General features: G+C 50.1%; 24 protein-coding genes. 16 read left to right on the top strand and 8 right to left on the bottom strand.

What is annotated here, in order from left to right; genetic code table 11:
• The first annotated feature begins 334 nt into the window (after positions 1 to 334).
• The 4 genes from AEQ63_RS13450 (at position 335) to AEQ63_RS13435 (ending at position 3424) form a co-directional block, all read left to right on the top strand.
• Positions 335 to 1216 (top strand): hypothetical protein, encoded by an 882-nt coding sequence (locus AEQ63_RS13450; protein ID WP_064363742.1) that lies wholly within the window; start codon positions 335 to 337, stop codon positions 1214 to 1216.
• A gap of 84 nt (positions 1217 to 1300) precedes the next feature.
• Positions 1301 to 1483 (top strand): hypothetical protein, encoded by a 183-nt coding sequence (locus AEQ63_RS13445; protein WP_064363741.1) that lies wholly within the window; start codon positions 1301 to 1303, stop codon positions 1481 to 1483.
• A gap of 217 nt (positions 1484 to 1700) precedes the next feature.
• On the top strand, positions 1701 to 2150 hold the full coding sequence (locus AEQ63_RS13440; RefSeq protein ID WP_064363740.1) for a LexA family protein: 450 nt from the start codon (positions 1701 to 1703) through the stop codon (positions 2148 to 2150).
• Positions 2117 to 3424, top strand: a complete 1308-nt coding sequence (locus tag AEQ63_RS13435) for a Y-family DNA polymerase (RefSeq protein ID WP_161806078.1) — start codon at positions 2117 to 2119, stop codon at positions 3422 to 3424. The genes AEQ63_RS13440 and AEQ63_RS13435 overlap by 34 nt, the downstream gene beginning before the upstream one ends.
• Before the next feature lie 518 nt (positions 3425 to 3942).
• Here AEQ63_RS13435 and mobI read toward each other — a convergent pair.
• On the bottom strand, positions 3943 to 4422 hold the full coding sequence (mobI, locus tag AEQ63_RS13430; RefSeq protein ID WP_152972359.1) for a conjugative transfer protein MobI(A/C): 480 nt from the start codon (positions 4420 to 4422) through the stop codon (positions 3943 to 3945).
• Positions 4423 to 4901: 479 nt separating this feature from the next.
• On the opposite strand from mobI, the gene AEQ63_RS13425 reads away from it, so the two are divergent.
• Together AEQ63_RS13425 and AEQ63_RS13420 are read left to right on the top strand one after the other, a co-directional pair.
• A complete protein-coding gene (locus AEQ63_RS13425; protein ID WP_064363737.1) occupies positions 4902 to 5930 on the top strand; it encodes a ParM/StbA family protein in 1029 nt (342 codons plus the stop codon).
• 448 nt (positions 5931 to 6378) lie between these two features.
• Positions 6379 to 7086 carry a hypothetical protein gene (locus AEQ63_RS13420; RefSeq protein ID WP_152972358.1) on the top strand — a complete coding sequence of 236 codons (708 nt, stop codon included), beginning with the start codon at positions 6379 to 6381 and terminating at the stop codon, positions 7084 to 7086.
• Here AEQ63_RS13420 and AEQ63_RS13415 read toward each other — a convergent pair.
• A complete protein-coding gene (locus AEQ63_RS13415; RefSeq protein ID WP_064363735.1) occupies positions 7073 to 7762 on the bottom strand; it encodes a hypothetical protein in 690 nt (229 codons plus the stop codon). The two genes, AEQ63_RS13420 and AEQ63_RS13415, sit on opposite strands and share 14 nt — an antisense overlap.
• A gap of 402 nt (positions 7763 to 8164) precedes the next feature.
• Here AEQ63_RS13415 and AEQ63_RS13410 point away from each other — a divergent pair, with 402 nt between their 5' ends.
• From AEQ63_RS13410 to AEQ63_RS13380, 7 genes are all read left to right on the top strand, one after another.
• Positions 8165 to 8701, top strand: coding sequence for a lytic transglycosylase domain-containing protein (locus tag AEQ63_RS13410; RefSeq protein WP_161806077.1), 537 nt, complete (start codon positions 8165 to 8167; stop codon positions 8699 to 8701).
• Positions 8701 to 9177 (top strand): hypothetical protein, encoded by a 477-nt coding sequence (locus AEQ63_RS13405; RefSeq protein ID WP_064363733.1) that lies wholly within the window; start codon positions 8701 to 8703, stop codon positions 9175 to 9177. Before AEQ63_RS13410 ends, AEQ63_RS13405 begins: the two co-directional genes overlap by 1 nt.
• Positions 9174 to 9824 carry a FlhC family transcriptional regulator gene (locus AEQ63_RS13400; RefSeq protein ID WP_064363732.1) on the top strand — a complete coding sequence of 217 codons (651 nt, stop codon included), beginning with the start codon at positions 9174 to 9176 and terminating at the stop codon, positions 9822 to 9824. The genes AEQ63_RS13405 and AEQ63_RS13400 overlap by 4 nt, the downstream gene beginning before the upstream one ends.
• A 38-nt stretch (positions 9825 to 9862) precedes the next feature.
• Positions 9863 to 11344, top strand: a complete 1482-nt coding sequence (locus AEQ63_RS13395; protein WP_064363731.1) for a UvrD-helicase domain-containing protein — start codon at positions 9863 to 9865, stop codon at positions 11342 to 11344.
• 972 nt (positions 11345 to 12316) lie between these two features.
• The gene (locus AEQ63_RS13390) at positions 12317 to 13111 is read left to right on the top strand and encodes a ParA family protein (protein WP_236705259.1); all 795 of its coding nucleotides are present in this window, start codon (positions 12317 to 12319) and stop codon (positions 13109 to 13111) included.
• Positions 13111 to 14085: a ParB/RepB/Spo0J family partition protein gene (locus AEQ63_RS13385; RefSeq protein ID WP_064363729.1), complete on the top strand. Its 975-nt coding sequence runs from the start codon at positions 13111 to 13113 to the stop codon at positions 14083 to 14085. The genes AEQ63_RS13390 and AEQ63_RS13385 overlap by 1 nt, the downstream gene beginning before the upstream one ends.
• Positions 14086 to 14189: 104 nt before the next feature.
• The gene (locus tag AEQ63_RS13380) at positions 14190 to 14663 is read left to right on the top strand and encodes a hypothetical protein (protein WP_064363728.1); all 474 of its coding nucleotides are present in this window, start codon (positions 14190 to 14192) and stop codon (positions 14661 to 14663) included.
• Here AEQ63_RS13380 and AEQ63_RS28130 read toward each other — a convergent pair.
• Positions 14656 to 15135, bottom strand: a complete 480-nt coding sequence (locus tag AEQ63_RS28130; protein WP_152972357.1) for a hypothetical protein — start codon at positions 15133 to 15135, stop codon at positions 14656 to 14658. The genes AEQ63_RS13380 and AEQ63_RS28130 overlap by 8 nt on opposite strands.
• Before the next feature lie 290 nt (positions 15136 to 15425).
• On the opposite strand from AEQ63_RS28130, the gene AEQ63_RS13375 reads away from it, so the two are divergent.
• Together AEQ63_RS13375 and AEQ63_RS13370 are read left to right on the top strand one after the other, a co-directional pair.
• A complete protein-coding gene (locus AEQ63_RS13375; protein ID WP_064363727.1) occupies positions 15426 to 16379 on the top strand; it encodes a DNA replication terminus site-binding protein in 954 nt (317 codons plus the stop codon).
• A 56-nt stretch (positions 16380 to 16435) separates the two neighbouring features.
• Positions 16436 to 17260 carry a hypothetical protein gene (locus tag AEQ63_RS13370; protein ID WP_064363726.1) on the top strand — a complete coding sequence of 275 codons (825 nt, stop codon included), beginning with the start codon at positions 16436 to 16438 and terminating at the stop codon, positions 17258 to 17260.
• Between the two features lie 301 nt (positions 17261 to 17561).
• On the opposite strand, the gene AEQ63_RS13365 is transcribed toward AEQ63_RS13370, so the two are convergent.
• Positions 17562 to 18131: a hypothetical protein gene (locus AEQ63_RS13365; protein ID WP_064363725.1), complete on the bottom strand. Its 570-nt coding sequence runs from the start codon at positions 18129 to 18131 to the stop codon at positions 17562 to 17564.
• 254 nt (positions 18132 to 18385) lie between these two features.
• Here AEQ63_RS13365 and AEQ63_RS13360 point away from each other — a divergent pair, with 254 nt between their 5' ends.
• On the top strand, positions 18386 to 18604 hold the full coding sequence (locus AEQ63_RS13360; protein ID WP_064363724.1) for a hypothetical protein: 219 nt from the start codon (positions 18386 to 18388) through the stop codon (positions 18602 to 18604).
• A gap of 59 nt (positions 18605 to 18663) precedes the next feature.
• Here the strand turns inward: AEQ63_RS13360 and AEQ63_RS13355 are convergent, their stop codons facing one another.
• From AEQ63_RS13355 to AEQ63_RS13340, 4 genes are read right to left on the bottom strand one after another with little or no spacing between them, the layout of a single operon-like run.
• Entirely contained in the window at positions 18664 to 21633 is a 2970-nt protein-coding gene (locus tag AEQ63_RS13355) for a conjugal transfer protein TraG N-terminal domain-containing protein (RefSeq protein ID WP_064363723.1), read from the bottom strand.
• Complete coding sequence (locus tag AEQ63_RS13350; protein ID WP_082367821.1) at positions 21633 to 23057, bottom strand: conjugal transfer protein TraH; 1425 nt, start codon at positions 23055 to 23057, stop codon at positions 21633 to 21635. The genes AEQ63_RS13355 and AEQ63_RS13350 overlap by 1 nt, the downstream gene beginning before the upstream one ends.
• Positions 23041 to 24066, bottom strand: coding sequence for a conjugal transfer protein TraF (gene traF / locus AEQ63_RS13345; protein WP_082367819.1), 1026 nt, complete (start codon positions 24064 to 24066; stop codon positions 23041 to 23043). Before traF ends, AEQ63_RS13350 begins: the two co-directional genes overlap by 17 nt.
• Positions 24066 to 24368 carry a hypothetical protein gene (locus tag AEQ63_RS13340; RefSeq protein WP_064363721.1) on the bottom strand — a complete coding sequence of 101 codons (303 nt, stop codon included), beginning with the start codon at positions 24366 to 24368 and terminating at the stop codon, positions 24066 to 24068. Before AEQ63_RS13340 ends, traF begins: the two co-directional genes overlap by 1 nt.
• Positions 24369 to 24456 lie beyond the last annotated feature (88 nt).

Raw genomic sequence — 24456 nt, 5'->3', positions numbered from 1 at the left:
CTGCCCCTGTGGATAACAGCCGAAATGCTTAGTCGTCTTGGCCGAAATCGGTAGTCGAAGCACCCTGAATCGGTAGTCGTTACGCCCGATTTAATTAGTCGATACCTACCCTGGAGCCCTTGATTTACGTGGCTTGCAGCCTCTTAAAAACAAGGATAAACAAGAAGAAAGATTTAAAAAGGGCACATCAGAGTCGAATCAAGCTCGTTTGAAGGGGCGAATAGACTCCCGACAGCTCTCTCCTCAACCTCATAATCCTTTTCGAACACCACGACAATTCTCAACTCCTACCGGCAATCAGTTTTGGACAGGCCGGTCGCCATACCGGTACCTCATGACTATCCCCTCTGAGTTCCAACAAGCTTGCCTGCTGATAAGCATCCTTTACCTCGCGCCCATCCTAGTAATTCGTGCCTGGACCGTTGTTTTTTCCCTGATGACGAAAAAGGCTTGGTCGATATTTGTTTGGACTGGAGCCATCGGCGTCCCAATTCACGAGGCTTCACACCTTTTAGCTTGCTGGATCTTCGGACTCAAACCCACGAAAGTGGTGTTTTACCGACCAGACCGTTCCACCGGCACACTCGGTTACGTGAATTTTCGCTACAGACCAAGGTCGATCCGCGCGAACCTCGGTCTATTCGTTCAAGGCGTTGCACCATTGATCAGCGGCACTGTCATCGTCACGCTCTGCCTGGCGCACGCCTCAGCGAAGTCTGCAGTGCCACTGTCCATCTATGACGGTGAAGGAAATGGGGCAGGTATCGGGCTGTTTGTTTTAGACGCGGTCCTCAATACGCTGACCATGGCCTCAGTAGGAGTTCTTTCCGGTGTGACCGGCGCCCTCACCGTGTGCTTTGCTGCATGTGTTGCGCTACACGCAATTCCAAGTTGGGCCGACATTCAAATTGGTCTCCGCGGTGCAGTGGCCCTTCTCACCACCACCCTCTTCGGAATTATTTCCATCGGAGTTTTTTCTGATGTCACGGGCATCGGTGCTTCAAACGCGTTAACCAACAAGATCCAACCTCTGATCGTTGGTGTCGGCAGCTGGCTGGTTTCCTCACTATCGTTCGCTTTGTACAGTACGGTTTCCGTCTTGACGCTGGTGTTCACTACGACGCTCACCGTTTACGCCATCGCCGTGCTGGTGAAGGCAGTTCGCTGTTTCACAACGCGAGACGCGAAACAATCTTCTGATGACCCATCTGACTAGCCGAAGCGATGAAATCGATCGGCCAATGTCAGTTGCATTAATCCCTGGCATGGGAAAATGAAGGCATATACAGGAGGAACTGAAATGCAAAATTTCTGGATCGTTATCTGCAACTTGCTCTTCAACCTGGTCAACCCTCACCCTGCCGCAGTCCAGCCAGCCGCATCCGCATCGCGCCATGCGGATCCATTCAATCCTGCAACCGGTCAGCCCATGGTCGGCCAGTTCGACTCAACGGGAGCTTTCTACGGATACGACGCCCCCTAACAGGCAAGATCAGCACTGTTCGAGACTTTCCATCCCTGCTCTCCCCGCCCTTCAAGCTCCCGGCCTGAGGGGTTTTTTTCACGCCACCATTTCTCACTGGTAAATCCCAGCACCCTCTCTACGTCGTTTTGCATCCAGTCACGACCGTTTGGCATTCCGCCTTGACGCGAATAGGCGACGGCACATAATACGCTGTATGTTTATACAGGTATCCTCTATGCGCGCACTCAGCCTAATCGGACGAGCATTTCGGTCATCGCACACGAAAATTGTGGTGCCCTACTTCGGGCTTATTCACTGCGGATTTCCGTCTCCAGCGGAAGACTACGTTCTCGCAGAACTGTCGCTCGATGAGCTGATAATCCTCAATCCTCCTGCGACATTCATGCTGAGAGCGGCGGGCAACAGCATGCGTGATGTCAACATCAACGCCGGAGACATAGTCGTTGTCGACAAATCAAGGTCAGCCAAAAACAACAACATCGTGATTGCTGTGTACCAGGGAGATTTCGTGTGCAAACGCTTAGTGATCGATCGCCAAAGTAATCGCATCATCCTTCAAGCTGAAAACCCCGACTATCCATCAATCGTTGTCGAAGACAGGGACCAATTGGAGATATGGGGAGTCGTCACATGGACAGCGCATTGCCACCTGGACGCGCCATGACCACAAACGCATGGGGAGAAATCGCCCTCATTGACCTGAACAACTTTTACTTTGCCGCTGAAGCCGCTGTGTCCCCTCACCTTCAGGGATTACCGGTGATCATATTGTCCAATAACGACGGTACGGTGATATCTCGATCTCCAGCTGCAAAGGCGCTGGGTATCTCCATGGGAGAACCGGCGTTCAAACTCAAAAAATTGATATGGCAAGAAGGTATCGAGGTCCGTTCCAGCAACTACGAGCTTTACGGCTCGATGAGTCGTCGTTTCGTGCAAACAGTGTCAACACTCGTCCCTCGGCTCTACCAGTACAGCATTGACGAAGTGTTTTGTGACCTCCAAGGAATGCCAGCGCCTCCCTTGGAAACCGCAGCGTTACTTCGCTCACGGGTCTTGAAATGGACCGGCATGCCATCTGGCGTAGGTGTTGGTCCTAACGCAACACTCGCCAAGCTCAGCAATCACATCGCAAAGAAATTCACTGACACCGGGGTCTTTCGCATCGTAAGCGCGTTCGACCATGCTGAGTTGCTGTCAGAGATCGACGTGTCTGAAATTTGGGGAATCGGAAACAAAATTGCTTCGAAGCTATCCAGCCTCGGCGTAACGTCCGTGGCTGACATGCTGTATGTCGATAGAACCCTAATTCGTGAGCATTTCCCGATCACGGTCCAGAGAACCCATGCGGAACTGCAGGGACACCGCCTCATACATCCCTGGGAAGACGGAACAGATAAACAGGCGATTTCTTGTGGTCGATCGTTCGGTCGACCTGTCACAACACTCCACGAGCTGACCGAAGCAGCAGCTGAATTTGCAGATAGGGCTACCAACAAATTGCGCGCTCAAGGTTCTGTTACCTCAGTGATCCAAGTTTATGCACGTTCGAACCCGTTTTCGGCGCACGCGACTCCCTACAGTCGATCTAAAACCATCAAGCTAATCCGGCCTACGGATGACACTCGTGAAATCACACGCATGGTTGCCCTTGCACTGGCGTCGATCTTCAATGAGCGCGTTGCCTTCACAAAAGCTGGGGTCGTTCTTCTTGAACTAGAGGCCAAGCAGGGAATACAGACGGACCTTTTTTCAGCGTTTAACCTGAACGATAAGGCTGAAGCTGTGATGTCAGTGTATGACGCCATCAATAGAAAATTTGGAAGGCGCAGCGTTCGTCTAGGACGCGCAACTGGTGAGAACAAGTGGACCGCAAAGGCTGAACACATGTCTATGCGTGCAACCTCAGATTGGCACAGCATCCCTCCTTGCTACTGAAGCTTCCTGACCATTTCCTCGGTACAGCGGGTAGCCCTTCCCCGGCCATTTTTCGATCGATCCGAGGCGTCTGCCTTTCCCTAACCATTCGCGCTCGGAAGATCTTCATTGAAAGCCTTTCCCTAGCCATAGGAGCTTGGGAGATTTGCGGTGTGAGCCTTTCCCTGGCCATAGGCCCTTCGGGCCTTCCTCTCCTTAACGTGATGGCACCAGGCGAAGCCGCCGCGGACCACTCGCGCTAGTCCTGCTGTTATCAGGCTCAGTGCTTAGAGCTGAAAGTCGATGTTGTTGCAGGGCAAAGTCCGAACAGTGTTCGTGACTCTGAGTCGGCAGATAGTTCCACGGTGTCAGGATGAACTGTGAAAACCTCAGTTCGTGATCAGCGCCCAACCTTTTTACCTCGGTGAACAGATCTCCCCATACGTCCAATTCCTCATCGGTAAATCGATGCTCGCGCATGTCCGTGCCCTCTTGCTGGATAGTCCAACGACTTTACCGGAGGCTCCACCAATGCAAGCTCACATCTGCGAATCTAGAAACTCCTTACGCATTGCCGCAAGAGCCCGTTGGGTTTCGACAATAGCTGCGCGATGTTTTTTGATTGCGGTTCGAATAGCCGCAAATTTCGGCTCGTAAATGTGAAACAGCTCCTCCTGGCGTGCCGACATAGGACCCATAGATTTTCGGGTGAAGGTATCGCCCGCGCCTTTCGACACCGCAAACAATTGCCAGCTCCTCGACTTACCAGGCGCGGACGCCTGACGCCAACGTACCTTTGACCAAGTGATGGTTGGAGTACCTGAAGTGCTCCGGAACACCCTACAGGTATGGGTCTTTAACTCTTGGGTTGAATCGAGTCGTTGCCAGTGTTCCTCCTTGAGGCTCAACGCCAATTCAAACAAGGCATCAAGGGCCTCCTTAGAAGTGTTCAACACCTGGGTAGCTGAGTATAAATAGCCCGAGTTTTTTTCTATTCTATCTATCCGCATTTCTTTCATGTTTTGCTAATGTGAGAAATCGAGGTGAAAACCAGCCTCAACCCCCCGCAAATCCTATGTTTTTGGTCATCTATCAAGCGTTGCTAATCATCTGCAAACGCATGTGAATTTACGAATATGGTTTTTTCACTTCTTAAATTCAGCTGGTTTTACGAATAATCAGCAAGCAACCTTTCGAAAGCTAATAGCACCACATCACCTCATCATGGACAGCCCCTAACGACCCCCAACCAGGGGGTTGATCATCGACTTGCATTATTTTCAGGCATGCCAAGATCAAATCGACTCAAGACGCACTCCAGTATTTCGCGGGGACGACAAAGCCGTGATTGGTGGGTTTGGAGGGTTTAGTCGTTCTCGTGAACGACTAATGCCTCACGAATCACTGAGATACCAAATCTCATGCCGTGCGTTGCGGTTTGTCGTTCTGCTGAACGACTGAAATTTGACTGAATTGATTAATGGTGAGGAATTGGGAAATGGCAAAAGCCGTTGAAACAGGAAAACTGGTAGTTGGTCTCGACATCGGGTACAGCAACCTCAAGCTCGCCTACGGTTTCAAAGGTGGAGCTGAACCTACTGTCGTCGTCAAACCCGCGCAGGCAGCGCCAATTACTCAGATGCCTACTGGTTACGAAGATGGGTCGGCTCGGCGAGAAGGTGAATATCGTGTATTGGTCGATGGGCAGCCCTGGGTTGCTTGCATTGATCCGGGTAGATCCAGCGGTATGCAGCGGCAATTGCATGAAGATTTCACCTCAAGTGATGTTTACAAAGCCCTATTCCACGCCTCTCTCATTGAGGCTTGCCAGGAAGGTGACATCATCGATGTTTTGGTGACTGGGCTACCGGTATCTCACAATCGGAACCGGGCGATGCGTGAGGCTTTGATCGCTCGACTCAAAGGGGAGCATCAGGTCGCGGCAGCTCGCAAAATCACCGTAAAAGAGGTCATCGTGCTGGCTCAGCCGGTGGGTACCTTCGTAGACGTCTTTTCCTACCACGAAGATGGAGCTGCCTTTGACGAATCGAGCGTTCTAGTGCTCGATCCTGGGTTCTTTAGCTTGGACTGGGTTCTGTTTGTAAACGGTGAACTGGTTGAAAGCTCTTCAAACAGCTCGTTGAAAGCGATGAGCGTGATGCTTGATGCGGTCAATGAAGAGATCATCAAAGATCTGGGAGGAAGCCCCGGTACCGAAAAGCTTGAAATTGCCCTGCAGCAGGGCAAAACGACTATCCGTCTCTTCGGAAAAGTGGTGGAGCTTGAGGTGTACTTGCAGCGAGCAGCTGCGAGAATTGCACCGGCAGCGCTTGAAGAAGTAAGACGTGATATGAGGTTTTTAGCAGGCAAGGAGCTGGATTTTCTGGTCGGCGGCGGCGGCGGCGGGAAGTTTTATATGGACGCAGCTAAAGAAGTCTATCCGAAGACACAACCGATCATTTCCGACAGCCCTGTAACGTCCAATGCCACCGGATTTTTCTGGTATGGCGTAGATAAGGCAGCCTGATAAATGCCCTCCATCAAAACGCAAGTCATCGTTGATGAGTCCTCTCCTGAATTACTGGCCGAACTGGAGCACCTCTCCCCTCGAAGCAGAGCGGAGCGCGTGAGAGCCTTGGCTACAGCCGCCATATTTTTGATGAGAGGGCAGGGTCAAATGTCGAACCTCGCTGGGGCATCTGCGATCCAGTCTGGGACCATCGAAAAAGTGGTCGCAGCTACTCCAGAGGTCACACCAGCTCCAGCAGGCCCACCAATTACATCGCCAACTGAGAAGGATCCCTATTCGGCTCCCCCACCTCAGCAAACGGCCCCTCAGTTGGAACCTCAACGAGCTCGAAGGCAATTGCCCAGTAGCATCAATGCAACGATGTCATGATCACAAGGCCCCTGTAGGGGCCTTGTGTTTTTTTAGATCGGGGTAGAAAGAGATTTAAGAAAACGGGGGTAATTGAGTGAACACAATTACTGCATTACAGATGCCAGAAAGATACATCGATCGTACAGAGGTGCTTGCGTGCTACAGCGGCCTACAAGCGGGCTGGGAGGGCGTACTCATTGGAAGGATAGCTGGGATGGCAAAACCGGACACAAGCGGCTTACCTGCATCGTTAAGGCTTTCAGATGGTATTGGCAACGAGCTGAACGCAAAAGTATTTTCAAGCAACCCCGAATCAATCATAGAGGGGGCTGCTTTTGCGTACGCTGGCCGAGTGGTTGCTATACCAGACGAGCTGGTTTTTGAGTGTTTCGAACTCGCTAGACGGTATGTTGGAAAAGTAGAGCCGCAATATCGGATCTCAAGCAACGCTAGCCACTACTTCTCGCGTCTACCACTAGACGAATGGGAGGCCGAAAAATGGTCGGCAATAAATTACATGCATTTTGAGCTAGGACCTGTCCTTCCCAGGCTTCTCTCAGTCTCAGCTGCGCAGGTAGATGTTGAGCTATCAACAGCGCTTCAAGATCTGCATTACCCAGAAAGCCCTGAGGCTGGAAGAAAGGCCAGGTCCCGAATCGCCAGAATTCTCAAAGCCATCAATCATGAGAAGGCCCAACTCCAGCAGCTACTGACCGGAAAAGACTTCAACCGCTGGGCCCAAGATCCCCGCGGTTTCAGTCTTCAACCTGCTAGCTCTGCTTTTAGCGTTACAGGGGGGTGACTTCGAAATGGTTGAACAGCCGCCCGATAATGCTTACTCCTGGGTCGGTTGGATAAAACTCAGCGTCCACAGTCAATGTGAATCCTGGGTAAGTCGAGTTCACGGGCATGGCCATATATCCGCGGACCGTAGGGGAAACAACCCTAATGATTGCCGATCCCTGAACCGCCAGAAGAAAATAACCTTGAGTCAAAGGCTGTTTACGAATATCCACTAAACAGTGGTCCCCCGGTTTGAGCTTCGGGGCGTTCGTATCTGACGTGATTGTCAGCAACCTACAAAGATCTGGATCCCTTCCACCCAAGGCAAAATAGCTGCGGTCTTGGGTGAGAACAAATTTAGTTGCTGTTTCGTGTCCGACTGGCTTTTTGCGGATGTACCCCAACTGATAAGCGAGCTCATCTTCAGTCAGTGAAACGAGCTGGGCTTCTTTCTCATTTGCTGTCGCGGATTCGTCACCCGTTACCAACCAGGTGAAATTAGCCCCGGTAGCTTGGCAGAAGGACATCAAATTACTCAGGGTAGGCTCCACCTCTCCCTTGAGGTAGGAGCGAAGAGTCGAATCTGAAAAGCTCACGCGATCACAGATCCATGAATTCCCCTTTTCGCCCATTGCACGCTTCATCCGGGCAGCAAAGGCTTCCTTATCGAAAGTCGTGGGTAACACATCACTCATTTATAAGGGGTCTCATCGTTCAAGTGTTTGAATCCATTCAAAGCCTTAGGATTCTGCGTATTTAGTCTACATGAATACTAACCCTAAATAGGTGCCTACCATCGTAGTCAAAGATATGGCAACGCGCCATCATTTTGACTGTCTAGCAGGCGCAAACTTGTTAGCGTCAAAAAAACTTCAGAATCCTACAGAAGTGTAGGCCTAAACCACAGTTTAACCAAAAAAGACCACGGCAAGCTGCGAAAATTCCGCAGGTTAACGACGGCAACCTATTGCAACCCCCGACAACCCAAACTAGAATTCCGTCACAAATTAGGCGCCAATTTCCGTATCTCGCTGCGCTTTAGCGTTGGGATACCAAAGAAAAGCCACGGAATTATGAGAAAAACACTTAGGATCATCGTGTTCAGCACGGCAGTAGCTTCCACCGCACCGAACGTCTTTGCGTTTGATTTGCGCGGGACAGTGTGGGAGGAGTTTGGTAAGCCAAAATCTTTGGATCCGTTGCTGCTTTACGCGGTTGCCCTCCAGGAAAGCCGAACTGATGCCGGTGGATCCAAAGTAAGGCCGCACCAATACGCCATCAACTGCAAAGGCACAGGTGCTTTTTACCCAGAGACTCGGGTAAAGGCAGAGGAGATTCTCCGTAGAGAACTCAAGCGCACCAATCTGTGCGATGTGGGCCTCATGCAGGTGAACATTCGATGGAACGGGTACCGGGTCGATCGCGTAGAGGACCTGTTCGAACTCAGAACAAATGTAAAGGTAGGTGCGCAGATCCTTAGAGAAGCGATCGACGCTCGGCCAGGAGACATGGAGCTGGCCATTGGCGGCTACAACACCCAGAACCCCGACCTAGAAGAGACAAGCCGCGTTTATGCGAGAAAAGTCCTCTCTATTTGGCGGCGGCTACAGATTTTGTCAGCCAAGGTGAACTGATGTTTGAATCTCAGTTGCTTCTCGAGGCCCTCTCTTCTCTCAGTCAAACACAGCCCGATTCTTTCAGGAGTTTGACTGCATTTTCTCTCGCTGAGCGAGAGTGGATGAAGAAAGTCGACCATTCGACCTACATGGGATTGGCCAGCAGTCCTGTCAGCCCACTGACAATCAAATTTGATGACACTGCGACCTCACAGCTCAACGGCTCCGAAGACCTTTACAAGGTCATGTGTGTGCTTTTAGAGATTCGTGCGCAGTTAAAGAGCGACAAACTTAAAGCACAGCTACGGCATGGTCTCACCCGACAAATGGCGAGCTGGCTTCAGAACGCAAACTTTCAATCTGTTCATGATGCCCTTCGAGGCGGACGCATCCAGTTCCAGCTTCGCGCCGGTACTGATGTTGCGGACAGAAATAATGCTTTACAAACATTACGGATATTGGGCGGAAACGCTAAGCGAGGGAGAAAGCTATGAGCCAGGCAGCATCATCGGAAACCATCAATTTTGCGAGAAAGATGATTGGCGCAGGCTTTCGAAGTGTTGTGGTCAGAAACTCCACGGGGGTTTCCAGAAAGATCATTGAGAACATGCGAAAGAATTCCGACGCGCCTGAGTCCTCATGCGGCCCATTGAGCAGTGCTGAGACATTGATCAAAAGCAATGCCGCGGCTGTCGAGGCAACCATCTTCTTGCTCAGTTATCGTCAACTGGCGATTAAGCCGGATGAGGAAATCGACGTTGAAGCGGTTATCGCTGCATTCGATGTATACCAGGATGCACACGGGGCTGCTCGCGGAGGTAAAGTCGATGAGACGGTGCTCCTTGATATCAATGACGCCTGGGTCATTGCCCGTGATTACCGTTCTGCAGAGCTGAGTGAGCATTACTGCGGTCATTGCGGAATATCATTTTTTAGACCCGTTCGCCTTTCTCAAAAATCCTGCCCGCTGTGTCAGCTGCAGGACGTTGAAGATCAACCGTCTGCGTTTGATAACTGCCTTAACATTTCCCAAGTAAGGGATGAGGCGTTAAAAATGCGCAACTGGGGTCAATCAGACGATGAAATTGCTCGCTCACTCGGCGTGTCCAGTGATGATGTCGAGAAGTTGCTAAGCCACTGATACCCTCCCCTCCCCTTTCTTAACTGCAGCAGTAGTAAATGCACGTACAGACTGAAGAGCAGATCCACTGTGTGAATTCTGCTCTGGAAGCGGCGAACTCCTCTAAGCCATTGGTCATCGAGGCTGGTGCAGGATGCGGAAAGACCACTACTCTGCAGTCAATCTCATCTGCGTTGTTCGAAACAGGCCACGCTAAACAGTTGTACCTTGCGTACAACTCCGCTTTGGCTGCCGCAGGAAGAGAAGCCTTCTCTAGCGGTGTTGAGGTTCGGACCGTTCATAGTGCCGCCTATCGCGCACTTTCTAAAGCCTTGGCACATCGAAAAACGGGATCCGTTTACAGCAAGCACATCATCGATGCACTTGCTCTAGATGGTCGTGCAGGAATTCCTGATAAGTTTGCTTATGCCAGAGCGCTGCTCACATCAATGGAGCGTTTCTGCGCATCCGCTGACGACAACATATGCCTCGATCACATAGCCCAGTGGCTGCTGCACGACGCTATTAGCATCGAGCAGGCCATCGAGGATACTCAGCAGTTGTTCCAGCTGGTCTCCCCTCTTAGCAAAGGCAGCATCCCGGTCAGCCATGATGCTTATCTTAAAACATGGCACCTCTTGGGTGCTCCAGGTATGAACGAATATGACTCGGTCCTTGTCGACGAGGCGCAAGACAGCTCGGCGGTCATGTTGGGGTGCTTGGAGCATGCAAATAATCTGATCGCTGTCGGAGATTCTGCGCAACAGATCTACGCATTCAGGGGGGCTGTCGACGCTTTGAGAAACATGGATGGGAGACGGTGCTCGCTATCGCAAAGTTTCCGATTTGGCCCTGAAGTAGCTGTTCTCGCGAATAAGCTGCTTCAAAAGAAGAAGGCTAAACCTGGCTTAGTGCTGAAAGGTATGGCGTCCAAGGGAACAACCTTAACCGCTGCTCCAAAGGGTGAAGCGGTAACCAAGATTTATAGAACCAATGCAGAGCTCGTGAAAGATGCACTCATGCTGTACGACTACAACCGTTCGGATCAGGTTTTCGTCATAGGAGATTTAGAAGATTTAGCGTTAAAGGTCCGTACGGCCTTCGACCTAAAAAAAGGGATCCTTAGTGGGAAAAAGCACCCTTCGTTCTTTCAGTTCAAGTCTTTTTATGAGGCTGAATGCTGGGCTGAGAAATATGCTGATGCGGAAATTGCTCAGATAATCTCGATGACGAAGGAGTTTGATTCCCGATCAAGTGATGTAGTCGGGATGCTCGAAGATCTGGGGGCGCGCACCAAAGCCAATAAAAAACCACCTGTTGATGCGAGGTTTGTTCTAACAACCGCACATCGGTGCAAAGGGCTCGAATGGGCGAACACGATCATCGCGTCCGACTTTGATAAATTGTTCACACCGTTCAACCAGAAACGTCTTGGTTCTAAGGTCGATGATGAGCTAAACCTGCTTTACGTTGCATTGACTCGCGGTATTCAGACAGTGGACATCAGAAGCTCTTATCTTATGGATATCGCCAGCTCATAGTGCTGGTCATTACTCCCCTCTCCTCTCTTCTCCCACCTAACTCCCCCCACATCTCACAGTGTGCATGGCTTAATGGCCTTGTCTTTCGCTAGCCGTTGTCTAGCCATGATCTGTATCTAGAAGACACGGTCGGTGTCCCGATCTGTCGTTTCTTAGTCGTTCGCTAGAACGACATCGTGCGTGATTATCTTCGCTCTATTCCGCTGTCGTCTGGGAGAGCGACTGTAAAATGACTTGCGCTGTCGTTCAGGAGAGCGGCTTTAGAGCGAATTGCGCTGTCGTTCAGGAGAGCGGCTGTAGAATGGTTTTATATCTTAGCAGCTGTATTCGTTCCTACTAGGAACCAGCGCTCGATCAATAGACGTTCCTGTAATGGCGGTCTATAGATAGGGCCGCTATTTGATCAGTGTCGTTCCCGTTTGAATTTCATTTGTTTTTGGGCGGCTGAAGAGAGTTATGGTTATCTGGCCTCCAAAGTAACGGAGAGAACTGTTCCTAGTAGGAACAAGGGAGAATCTGTGTTTTTAGAGTGACCATGCCCGCCGCCCGCCTCCATTAAAAATTGGGTGGCTGCGTTCGCCGATGGTAAGCAGAAAATTTGAGAACCTGAGCTTTCTCTATGCTGAGTAGAAGAAAGGTCAATGCCTATAGCGATATCGATTGCGCAACGTGGTATAGCGTTCCTACTAGGAACAAAATGGAAGCGTGCTTTTTGTGGATTTCAGGTCAGGCGACTGTAGAATGTCTCCGCATCACCCTGGCCGATCCACCACGAATTTGAGCGTCCTTGCACAAAGGTGCCAAGCGTACCGCACGGAACTCGGAGCATCGACCTAGGGTTAAAACGAGGGAGCGCTTCAGGGTAAGCGTTCCTAGTAGGAACAAGGTATCGATGCTTGCGTTTTTCGAATGTGCGGTAGCATCAGATCAACATTTTTAAATGGGAGTTGAGCTGTGGGAAGCACGCCGAAATTGAAGAAGACAGTTATTTTCGTATTCGCGAATCATAAAGGGGGGGCAGCTAAAACTACCTCTGGCATAAATGTTGGTGACGAAATCGCGCAAATGGGTTACTCAGTTTGTTTGCTCGATTTGGATCCCCAGGCTAACGCCAGTCGGCACATCGGGATGAGCCACCCATCAGAAATTCAATATACCGCTGCTGAGATGCTGTCGATCATGGAGCTGCCACTTGCGGTATTCATCCATGATGAAACTCGGGTAGAAGGGTTGTCGCTGATATATGGCTCGATTGCTCTAGAGAATTCTGATGATTTGCTTAGGGCAGAACCACGGCCTAATGAAGTGCTAAAAGAGCGCCTTGCTCCTCTGATGGGAAAGGCGGACTTCATCATCATTGATTGCCCACCTAGTTTGAAATTGCTAACTACGAATGCGTTGGCGGCTGGAACACATCTGATTGTCCCAGTTGAGTCTGGCGATGCGTATGGCCTGCATGGTCATGAAGATTTGCTAAATCGAGTCAAGAAAATTAAGCAGATCAATCCCGAACTGGTAAATCTCGGGGTGCTTCTGAACCGTCATGACCAAAGACAGCTAGTCTGCAAAAATATGGAAGAAAACGCAGCGAGTCTCTATGGCACTGTTATTCCGGTAAAATTAGGAACTACTACAAAGGTAAAGCAAGCATCTAGCTTGCAAATGACGCTGCGTCAGCTTGAAAGCGGAAACACGGTAAGCAAGCAATTTCGCCAGTTGGCTGAATGGCTTGTAGATGAGACCAAAGAATTTAGGGGGGAAGCATAATGGCTGCTAAGTCGTCCGCACAGAAACCTGATCCGGAGATGGCTCCCCCAAAACCTCAAACGGTTAAGAGGGCAGGTTTGGCTGGCCTGTTGAAAGACTCTTTGTCTCATCAAGTAGGTCAACATCGGGAGATGCAGCCGAACGAGGCTGACGAGCAGGGGGCCAGGATGGCTCAGCCGCTTAGGGTTGATTTAATTGATCCCAACCCCTATCAACCTCGAATGTCTTTTGACGCAGAGGAGATTGAAGAACTTGCTCAGTCAATCGATGAATTAGGCTTGCAAAGTCCAATAACTGTCAGAGTGAAAGGTGAGCGCTTTGAGCTTGTCACCGGCGAATGTCGGCTGAGGGCTCACAAAGTACTCGGCAGGGTAATGATCAGCTCTTTCGTAGTGCAGATAGACGACGAAACCAGCGCTGCAAATGCACTGCAGGAAAATGTGCAGCGTAAGAATCTGTCTGACTTCGAGATATTTAATTCGATTATGCGAATGAGAGCAGACTTCCACTCGAGCAAGACAATCAAGCAAAAAATCAAAATTAGCAAAGCTCACCTTTCTCGAATTGATGCTTTTGAAGTGTTTACACCAGGAGCGCTTGAAATCCTGAGGAAGAACCCGAAAATCATGGGCAGTAATACTGCTGGAGCTCTTCGGTCTGCATTGAATTTGCTGCCTGAGCTGAATAAAACGGCGATCGATGACGCTTTCTGCAAAGCTCTCAGGGATCTAACAAGCAATAAAATCAAGCAGAATGCTTTTGTGAGCGCCGTACTTTCTCAACTCGGTGTGACTAAAACTCCTAAACCAAAAGCGGTTTCATCCGATATTCAAAGGGAGGGTGTAACTATCGCGTACGTGAAAGACACCAAGAAAGAGCGTGTGATCTGTCTTGATAGAAAGGAATTCACAGAGGATCAATTAAATAGCATTTGGGATTATGTAAAGTCAGTTTCGCCAACCAAAAAAGAGTAGGGCGATAAGGAAAGGGCTAGGGCGCAGATTAACGCTCTGGCCTTTCATCTTAGACCAAGATAAATAATCTGAACCATCAAATATCACAATTGATTAGAGCTCTTATGATTTCCCAAGCCCAGTTGCTCAGAGCGGCTTTCCAGTATTTACGAGTCAAAACTGAAGAGGATAATCCCGCGCGCGAACAAAAGGCTTCGATTCTTCATGCCGAACTGTTGACGCTTGTGCTGCTGAGAAACAGAAATCGAAAATTAGAGGACAGCTACCCGTGGATGGTTTGTGCCCAAGCATCTCAGAAAGCTGAAATTTTCTTGATGAATGGAGGAGGAGATTGGAAGTCCTTGTTTTTTCAAGATCCAACCAGTCACGTGATGTATTTGAGCTGGCTTGGTATGGAGCGAATCACCACGATAGCAGGAGTTATATCGCCCGAGGATCTGGTCTTTTTAGGTCACAAGGGAATGGTCATGGATGGATTGGCTGTACCAGATTTGGTCGGTTTGAATGACGAAGAGGGGAGGGCGGTTGCGGGGCTTATCGGATCATATCTTCAGCAATTTGAAATCAGACCTAGATAGATGGATTTGCTTTGGCTTGGTTATGCAGAAGTCTGCCGGTGGTTAGGCGGAGGATTTCTAGGGCGTCATGTATAGGGCATTTTGAACAGAGTGCGAGTTGAGTTAAGCCCAGTTTTCCAACACTGAATGCATCTGCAGGGCCGATCGGCACTGCAACCCTTTTCGTCCCTTCAGATACGCGGCAGAATATTCTTCCATTTTCGCCCTGATTTTCCAGCATCAATGATTTGTTACCGGCACCGTGGTTCGATGCTGCGAACATTGGTGCCCAGCCAAAAACTGTAGCTAGAAGCGCAGGTAGTTCTCTAGAGGTCACCTGGAAAATGATTTTGTCCTCCCAACGGTATTTAGTAGGTTCGCCGATGGCAGCTTCAATTAGCAGTGTCGGATCACCTGCTTCAGTTACAGTCGGTTCAAATTTAAGTGCGCCGCTACCGCCGTAGACTGTAAACCCAATTTTCTTGGCCTTCATGGATATGACCTCAAGCTATATTTGATCGTAATACCAGCCCTGCACTATAGATGATAGCGACCCCAACCTCTAAATTCTGCCTCCTCCTCGATGACCGCGCTCCGCGCGCTGGAAGGGATATGGAAGGAAAACGTTAGGTGAAGGGAAGGGGGCTTGTACGAGAGAGAAGGGATATGGTCTATATTGAACAGCGAGTATAGGGCTGGTATTACGCTGTTCGCTTAGGACTACGAGAGTATCGGCGACGAGAACGTGACAATGAGCGCACATGCTCTGACAGAGGTGGGGTGATGATTTTCGACTTGCACGATGCTTGGAACGAGATGAACCGGGCCCAGCTCGACTTCAATTCGGAGTGGACGTCCAAAGTCGTTGCAGCACAGGTATGGACGTTGCCAATAAAGGCTACTGCACAAAGTGCGAGCGTGATTACACCGATATTCATGGAAGGTCAGGGAGCGATAGAGGCGTCTAAAAAGGCCATTTCTCAGTTTGTAAAGGAAGAGACGCAACACCCTGGAACGGTTGTGCGTTTACCTGGCTGGATAGGGGTTCATACCTCTGTACTCGACTCAGCACGTGCGGCCAATCGGGCGAGGCAGAGTTTCTTGGAACTGCTCGGCACTGAAGTACAGAAAACAAACTTAAAAACAATGTCGAAAGGCAAATTTGTCCGGTCAGCGTTGAAAGTGCAGGTCGTTCTTAAACAAATTGAGCGGCGCATTCAGGTTTTTGACGGGACACCGCGACGTATTCTTTTCACGTGGGCGGGGAATACCGCCGCGCCGGAGACAGTGGCACTCTCAACGGTTGTCGAAAAACTGCAGATCCAGTTGGAAGATGCTATCCGTGATGGAGATCTCCCTAAAGAACAACAACGCCAAATGGAGCTTCGAGCTCTTAATGGATTGAGGTCGGATGCTGTGATGCATCGCTACAGGCCAATTGCACCTCATCCACGCGTGATGCTCTACTTTGGGGAGGGGGCTCGGTACGATGCAATGCCTCACGCCAACCTGCCGATTTTTGTTGTCATGGATGAAAAAGCTCCCTGGCCAAGGGTCGATGGATTAGGGACGTTCGATCCAGACAAGGCTAGGCGACTACGATCGGACAAGGCAACTCGCCACCCCGTTATTCCACGTCTGGACCTATACCTTCAGACAGATCGCGAGGCAATTAAAAGCGAGAACGACGATCAAATAGCTATGCCTGTAGCCACAACGTACAACCAAAAACCGTGAGTTCTTGCATTAGATAGGGGAGGGGTAAAATGGAAGTACAAACCAAGGAGAACCCCATGAATTACTTGAATCTGATTGTCGACGAAGCACGGATTGTTGAACTGCACATTGAGGCAGCTCTATCTGTGCGTGTGTCCATCACCCGGTTCATCGGGGTAACTCCAGGCTTGAGCGACCACCAAAACCTTCTGCTTCGTTCGATGGCTGCCATTTTGAGCAATGCCAAATCAAGGGGCGCTGACCAGGCACTGGCGGCTGATTTCATCAATATGGCCGATGAGCTGAAAGAAAGTGTGTCGACCAAAGCAGAGTACTTAGATCAGGCAAATAGTGAAATATTGCCTTGGGAAAGTCCTGCGCATTACGCAGTGAATGCGATTCAGAATGTCCTGCGTAAAATTGATAAAGCGACCGGTTCCTCATTGATCATGGGCCTGATCAAGCTTGGGCTCGCCTTAGCTATGGTCTGGGCAGTCAAAGAAGAAGGGAAGGGTGCTGGTCAGTTTCTTGCTGCAGTGACAGGGATGGTCTTCGTTATGATCTCTGTAATGGCACGTGTTAAAGGCAAAGATTTGTCGATCGCCTCGTTCGTCCTCGGCGCCGCTACTGCTTACGGTGCTGTCTACTTCACGATGCATGGTAGTACAGAGAATGCGCTTGGGATCTGCGCAGTCGGAGGCGTATTTGCATTGTTGTACATCCTTATCGCCAATGCTCAGCACGTAGATCCGGGGATGGGGCATTCGCCGGTCAGAGCAAACAGAAATGTGATGGGTGGGCCAGAAGAAACGTTCAAGATGACAAACCCCGCTACTGGCTTGCCGATGATGGGAGATGTGGATATCGAAGGGAATCCATTTGGAACTGGAATGGATCGTTGATCTCCACTTGTTGCTTAGCTGAGGGCCATGTCAGGATAGTTCTGAACGATTGCTGAGGGATAATCGGGCGGGAGTGGATTCACGAGGTGTCAGCATGGTTGACATAGTTATTATGGATTGACTATTATTCGTCTGCGCCTAGGCGTGAACCACAGGGTGGTTACAGGGATCTTCGGATCGCACCCCGCTTCTGATGAAAGTCAGATGGCCCAGTGCCAGGTAACAGCGTCCTGCCCCGTCGAATGCATGCGATCGACGGCTGAGAATCCCGCCTAGAGCGGGATTCGCCGTTTCTGGCACTTCACTTTTGCGCTCTCGGCCGATTCCGTACTTCCTTGGGGCATTGGCCCTTAGGCTTATTTTTCGTATCCATCGCGACCTTGAAGACACTAAACCCTTTCTTGATGATCGGGGTATCCGGTGAACCTTCGCCTGTGCGTGCGAAATACGCGCTTGTGACGTGAATCCGCAGCAATCGGTGTTCGCGAAAAAACGCTAAGCACACTTTGTACGGTTCTAGCAGTCCGGTAGCGCCGTTCAAAACGCTCATGGTGAAAAACCGCTCACCTTCAGTGTGGTAGATCGTAGCGACGTTGAGCTTCTCTATGATGCCCTTGAGCTGCTTGGAGGCTTCGTAGCGCTCTAGGCAGACCATTTGCCCGTGCCGACCATCTTCGTATCGGTACGGAATGTTGGCGCCGCTGTCGTCTTTCGTGAAGCAGTGGAGGCCATAAGTCACAACGAATTCGTAGTCTTGTTTATCAGCCTTGAAAACCACCAGGTGCGAAGACAGGTGGCCGAGGTCGTACTCAACGCCGTCGTGCTCAAACGACTGCCACTCTTGGATGGAGTCGACGTGAAATTTAGCCAAGCTCAGTCCTCGAGCACGTAGGGTAAGAGCTCGATTTTACACGAAAAAAACCGTTCGTCTGGCTAGCAGATGCGCAAGCCGAAACGTCTGCCATTCTCACTGAAAGTGAGACGAAGCTAGTCAGCCGCTATACCAATTCCGGCCATTGAGAAATTTCAGAAAGTTGCATAGGTCCTGCAGGCTTAGCGAATCAATATCCAGGATTCTGCGGGCTGCCACCTCCAGCGAAGTTCAACATATAAGGAAACCCGGCCATGGCCACAGTAACCCCCGAGCCACGCTACCCCTTGGCCCTAACGGAACGCCAATTACGAGCGCTGACTGGTTATCTGGACGCCGTGTCGACCAGTGAGGCGGATCCAGACGCTGAGGTGTTCGCTTTGTTAGACCAGGTGCGCTCAATCCGCAGGCAGGTGGCCGCTTCGACCATTGCGCCAATGATCTTGATCGAGCAGGACAAGCAGGACACCTGAAGCGCGCCTGCGAAACGGTTGCCGAGTAAAAAAAAGCCCCGCAAATAGCGGGGCTTTAATTACTGTCCAGGCATATAAGGCGGTTTATTAGTTGAGTCAGATTCCTGAGGTAGCTGCGGCACATCTAATATGTCATGCCCACCTGAGTACTGAGCTTGAGGCTGCCTCGGTGCAAAATCTGGTGACATCGCGCTTGGCCGTGTGTCCGCTGGAAGATGGGGGACATCGTTAACATCGTGCCCACCGGTCTGAGGTGGGGCAGGGGGAGGATTATCCAGCGAAGTCGGGACAGGCGAATCAGGCCTCAATTGACCTGGTCCGTATGCTCCAGCCGCGTTGGGATGAATGATCCCGGCTTCGGCTGCTCCCTCAAGCGCGGCACCCATTACACCTGCCGACTCACGCGCTACCTCATTAGTTAAACGCTCTCCCGCACCAAATTGACCAACCTTCGGTACCTCAAGTTGGTCTGCACGCTCTCTGTGGTCATTACGAGCAGCGTTGATGCCTGAATTACCCAGATTCTCTGCCTGAGTTTTTCCACTTTCAAACAGTGAGTCACGAGCACCAGCCCCCGCAGCGCCTGACACATCCTTGACGCCCATGTTATCAAAACGATTAGATAGCCCTGCAGCATCAATAGACGGTCCATTCATCATCATATTTGAGTTATGCGCGTCATTAGACACACCAAAGCCCGCGGTTCCAGGCATGACAGACGCAACAGTTTCCCAGTCTCCGCTGGTTGCCAATGCTTGAACCATACCAGCGACTTGTGCTGCTTTAGGATCAGCCATTGTCGAACCATAAGTTGAGGCAAAGGATGCAGCCTTCTCCTGAAGTCCTGCCCCGTACACAGCTTGTTGAAGCCGCTCCGCAGCACCATCAGACTTCAAAACGTCCTGAGCTACAGCATCGAGTTTTATAGAGCTCGAGGAGCCGAACATGTTCTGCAGACCAGACATTTCCTGGTAACTCTTCTGAGCAGAAAGAGTTTGTTGAGATTGCTTAGAGATCTGTTCCGAGTCGGAGGAAGAGAATGTCGATGTTTCAGCATTAGATAACGAATGGGCTTGCTGAGCGTTGACACCATTATTAATGGAGCCTGTAAGAGCTTTATTGAATCCAGTTTCTTCGCCAATTTGCGCAAGCCTGCTCAAATCCTTGTTATCAGACTCCGTCAAGTTCTTACCGACCTGGCCAGAAAGCTTCGCACCGGTACCTAGTGCCTCTAAACCTGCAGAACCGCTAGCGCCAATAGCGCCCATGTAAGCATTTACGGATTTCTCCGAGATCCCTTCCGAACGAGCTTGCGAAGCAAAGTCCTTGTACGAAGAAGACCCAGAAACACCGTAAGCCCCTCCTACCGTTTGTCCTAGCTGTGCAAGATCGGTCGACGAACTCGCATTCTGGTAGGAGTTCTGGACACCACGACTGAATGCCTGATTAAGCGACGTTTGGGCGCCCTCGGCGGTCTGTTGAGCCGACTGAACAGAGCTTGTAAGAGCAGAGTTCGAATTGAGGTTAGGGCGGTTCATCTCTGAGTTTGTGATACGGCTACCCATCGTCGGGTCATTTTGCGCAAGAGCCGACATGGCCATGCCAGCACCTGGAGAAACGACATCCGGGCTGGCAATCTTCTCATCGATTGTGTCCCGACCGTTCATACGGTTCGCAATGCTCATACCAGCAACCGAGCCACCCCAGACCAAGAAACCGCATAAGACAGGGACGGAGGATGCCATGTATCCGCCAACACCGACCCAGGTACCGAGAATACGTTCGACCTGCATAACGGACTCAAAGGTAATCTGGGATGTTTGCAACTGATTCAGCATCAGGCTCTGGATCTGATACTTAGCGCCAGAAATGATGAAGAGATTTACGATCGCCATGATGGGGGTCCAAAGCATCATCCAGGCGGCCATCAACAGATATTTCCCCAGCATCGAGATGCCTTGGCTTCCAAGAACAAGGATGAATGCCATCAACGGTGATATTGCGTAAATGAAACCCTCGAAAAACGTCAAGAATGGCCTGACGTTCCGGACGAACATATTTCCTTCTGCCGCCCACTGGGTGTTCTGCTGCATCACGGCCTGGCTCATCATGATCGCAGCTGCATCCTGCATATCAGCCATTGCTTTGGACGCTGGACCGTCCTGAAAAACAGGAAGAAGTGCGCTGGCCAACGCAAACTCACGGGCATCAGAAGCTGCAATACCTAACGAATTCAAAGAGTCTGTAACTTTGCCTTCAACTTCAAAGCCATCATTGAGCTTTGGAAAAGCCGACTTAGTAGAGTCCATCAATGAAGGTAGTTGGCTGGTTGTAAGCTCCACCAATCGCGTATGTGCATCGGAGCAGTTTAGCAACTCCTCACCACCCGGCGCATAAATGAGAGTTCCGTATACTGCGGAATCAAAACGAAGAGCTTGCATAGGCGAGCCCTCATTTTTGATTTTATTGAAAGCACTAGGGTCTCTTTCAATATTGACCATGGTACATTCACGGACGTAGTTCATCCATGAGGTATAGAGATCACCAGCTCCGCCAGTCTGATTAAAAGCAGGGATAGCTGTCATGTCTTGCGTGACTCTTCGAAACTTCATCAGAGTATCTAGAGGGTCAGCAAAGCCATATTGGGTCATGGCAGGGGTTGAGAATCCCTGTTCAAATAGTTCTGAAAGTGTGATTCCAATACCCGATAAAAAGGAACCGACGGCCACTGGCCCGAGAGGCACCCCATCGACAACTTCCACAGCGCCTGTATATTTGTCCTCAACAATGGCTGTAGCCGTAGCACCAAACATCGCAAGGTATAGAATGACGCAAACTAGTAACTTATGAAATTGAATTCCTGTATTGTTGCTTACTGCTTGAAAAGCAATCAAGAATACGCCAAACATCAAACCAATGCGGGCTAACGCCTCGACATCACCGGTGCCAGATATCATAGCAACAGCGTTGAGGATTTCACCTAGAAATCGGGCGTCCCCGATTGAATTAATAGTAAATTCGGCGGCCATCAGTTAGATGCCTCTGGATAATTAGCAGCGCGACCAATAAACAGACTTGTTTTAGGCATAGCGGCCATGAATTCTCGATATTGGCTGATCAGTTGAGGTTCACCACCGAACTGCATCCGTAATGAGATAATTTCAGAGTCAAATTTCTTCCGAGCTTCACCAAGCTTACGAACCGCTTCCTCGGTATGAGGGATGGTTGCGCCGGCAATCGCCATATCCGCACCTCTCAACAATTCATCCATGAAATATTGAGACATAGCAAGAGCAATTACGCGTGAGTTAGTTCGAACGTAAGTGCGGGCAAGACTATCAGATCGACTTGCCAAATTTCGGATCATGGTACCGAACGGTGTACCGTTCAAGCTACCAATCATGCGCTTCTCATCATCACTAAAGGAACCAGTATTATGGTAGAACTTGCCAATAATGCCGATGCTGCCTCCGACACCGCTGAAAGCCTTTTCAATTTTCTGAGCCAGGCCTTCAATTTTGATCTCCTTCATAGAAGGCTTAGTACAGTAATCATCGTCATCGCACTTGTAGACTGGTGCCGTGCCGTCTCCTGTGCCCTCTAGAAAGTCCTTCAGGCTCAGCCCAGTAGGCTGGATATAACTGATGGTCGGGACTTTACCTTTCCCATCTGAAGCGTTTTGATCGGGCGCTCCTAAGTTAATAGATCCGACGATACTCATGATTAATTCTTGAGTCTGGGTGTCGCCATATGTATATATGCCTTTAGTATTTTTCTCCTGCATAAGGCACCAGAGAACGTTACCTTGGTCCTTGCACATTTCGAATACACCGGCCTCATAGTTTTTCGAGCTCGTGGACTTTGTTGAATCCCCCCAGCTGCCGAAAACGTCGGAAAGCCCCTTAGAGACGGATTTGGTACTGGAAGCGCTCTCCCGTTTGCTGTCGATGGCACTGAAAGCATCGGTAACCAAGCCCTGTGCCAATTGGCAACTATTAGAAAATAGTTGGTTCAACTGTTGAACTTTCTTCTGAAGGGTTTCAATATGCTTTTGACAAGTAGGGCATAAAGCATCGAGGGCCATGTTGAATGCATAACCAGATGCGATACCTACGGCATTACTTGCAACAGATCGAAGCAACTGAACAAATTGCTGAGCGTTGATAAACGAAAAAGAGCCACCAAACATATCAATCCCGCCACAACCGGATTCGAAAGAAGGCGGTTTAACTGAAACAAGCGAGGTAGTCATTATCTTGTTTCTTGTGGTAAACGCACCACCAGTTAGAACACCACGGCGTGCCGTTTCGTAAGCACCAGGCGCTGTAGTGTTAGACATGTTGTTAAACATGCTATCAAGCTGCGAATTCAGGTTGGCATATGTAGCGGACGAGCTTAGGCCGAACGTTACCGAAAGCATGAGTGATAAAACAGTCTTACGGGGCAATTTCATCGTTATTCATCCTTACGGTTTCGCGTAAATGGTCTTGAAGGTATTGTGAAAGTTGAGCTGGATCTTCGAGCACTGCTTTATCGACCGACTGGAGCTCCTTAGATACTAGTAGGCCGTTATCAAATACTGGCTGAGTAGATTGATACTGTTTAGTTGTAATAACTTTAGCGTCTCGTGCCACGACAACTATCCTGTTTAGTAAAGTGTCTAGCGTCACGGCTCCAAAACCAACAACTTCGGTTCTTGAAGGAGGAATTGCAAGCGCTAATGCAGGCGTTTGATAAATGCCCAACTGTTCAGCTTGACCGGAGTCGACCTTGTAATCCGGGAACAGTTGATTATCTAAAGGTTTTCCATCAAGAGAAATGGGGATGATTGGAACGCCCGTTGCATTCCGAAGAGCAACCAAAACTCCAGCCTGTTCCGTACAAAGAATGCAGTTACTTTTAAAGAAAAAGAACAATCCCGACTTCGTACCGATCTCTTTCACAACTTCATTGCGCTTATCTAAAGCTTCCCTTGCCATAGCGTTCGCTGCATAGGTAGCTTGAGGACGCCGAGAATCTTCATCAAGAAATGGGTCTCTCATGATGACATTGGTCGACATTTCGGAGAACTTTGTGGCTTTATCCATGGCCATGCGTTGAAGATAATAATAAGCACGGACGTTTTCTGGCGAGGGATCGTCCATTGCCCGATCTCGGAATTTTGGAAGTTCAACTCGGATCCAGGCGGACGTGAATGGCTTAATTTCACCTGGTTCAACTTTGGATATTTGCTCAGGTTTAGGTGTTGGAGGGGAGGGCACAGGTGGCATTTCCTTGACCTCGGGCTCTGGATCCGGGTACTCCTGATACCAGAACCAACCTTCACTTTTTCCTTGATAGAAGGACTGGCCCGCGATCGCTTCCGGATTGCTGCCCTCTCTCTGACCATCGGCCACGGCAAAAGATGCTAGACACAAAGCAGCCGCACCAGCCAGCAATCCTAACGATCGACTTTCAATCATCAGCGATCACCAGCAGCGAATGCGGCTACCTTAATGGTAGAAAATGCGTCATTGCGCCCAGGTCTGACCCGTGCATTTCTGATTGGTAGCACCCAGGGCAGGTGTTCAAATCGCGAATAGCCGAGTTTTTTCTTCATCGTGGTTTCGGAAAGGCCAAGCTCAGAAGCCACCTGAGCCAAGGTCATTTTGGAGCCATACTTATGCTTGTAGTCCTGTTCAAAGTCTGACTTCGCGTCAGATAAAAGGCGTACAGCATCGCGGGCCAGGTTGCCCGCATAACTGAGATGCATCGAGGCGCTCACCCTATAACTCCTTATCCTGATTGGTTTTGTCTACAGGTAAGGTATTGAAACTGGAGAGAGCAGGGGGAGGGTGTTTGCCCCCGGTCTG

This window comes from Pseudomonas sp. RIT-PI-o (genome assembly GCF_001297215.1).
Classification (GTDB): domain Bacteria; phylum Pseudomonadota; class Gammaproteobacteria; order Pseudomonadales; family Pseudomonadaceae; genus Aquipseudomonas; species Aquipseudomonas moraviensis_A.
Note: the sequence above shows the minus strand (reverse complement) of the source record. Positions and strands in the feature narration are given on the sequence as shown.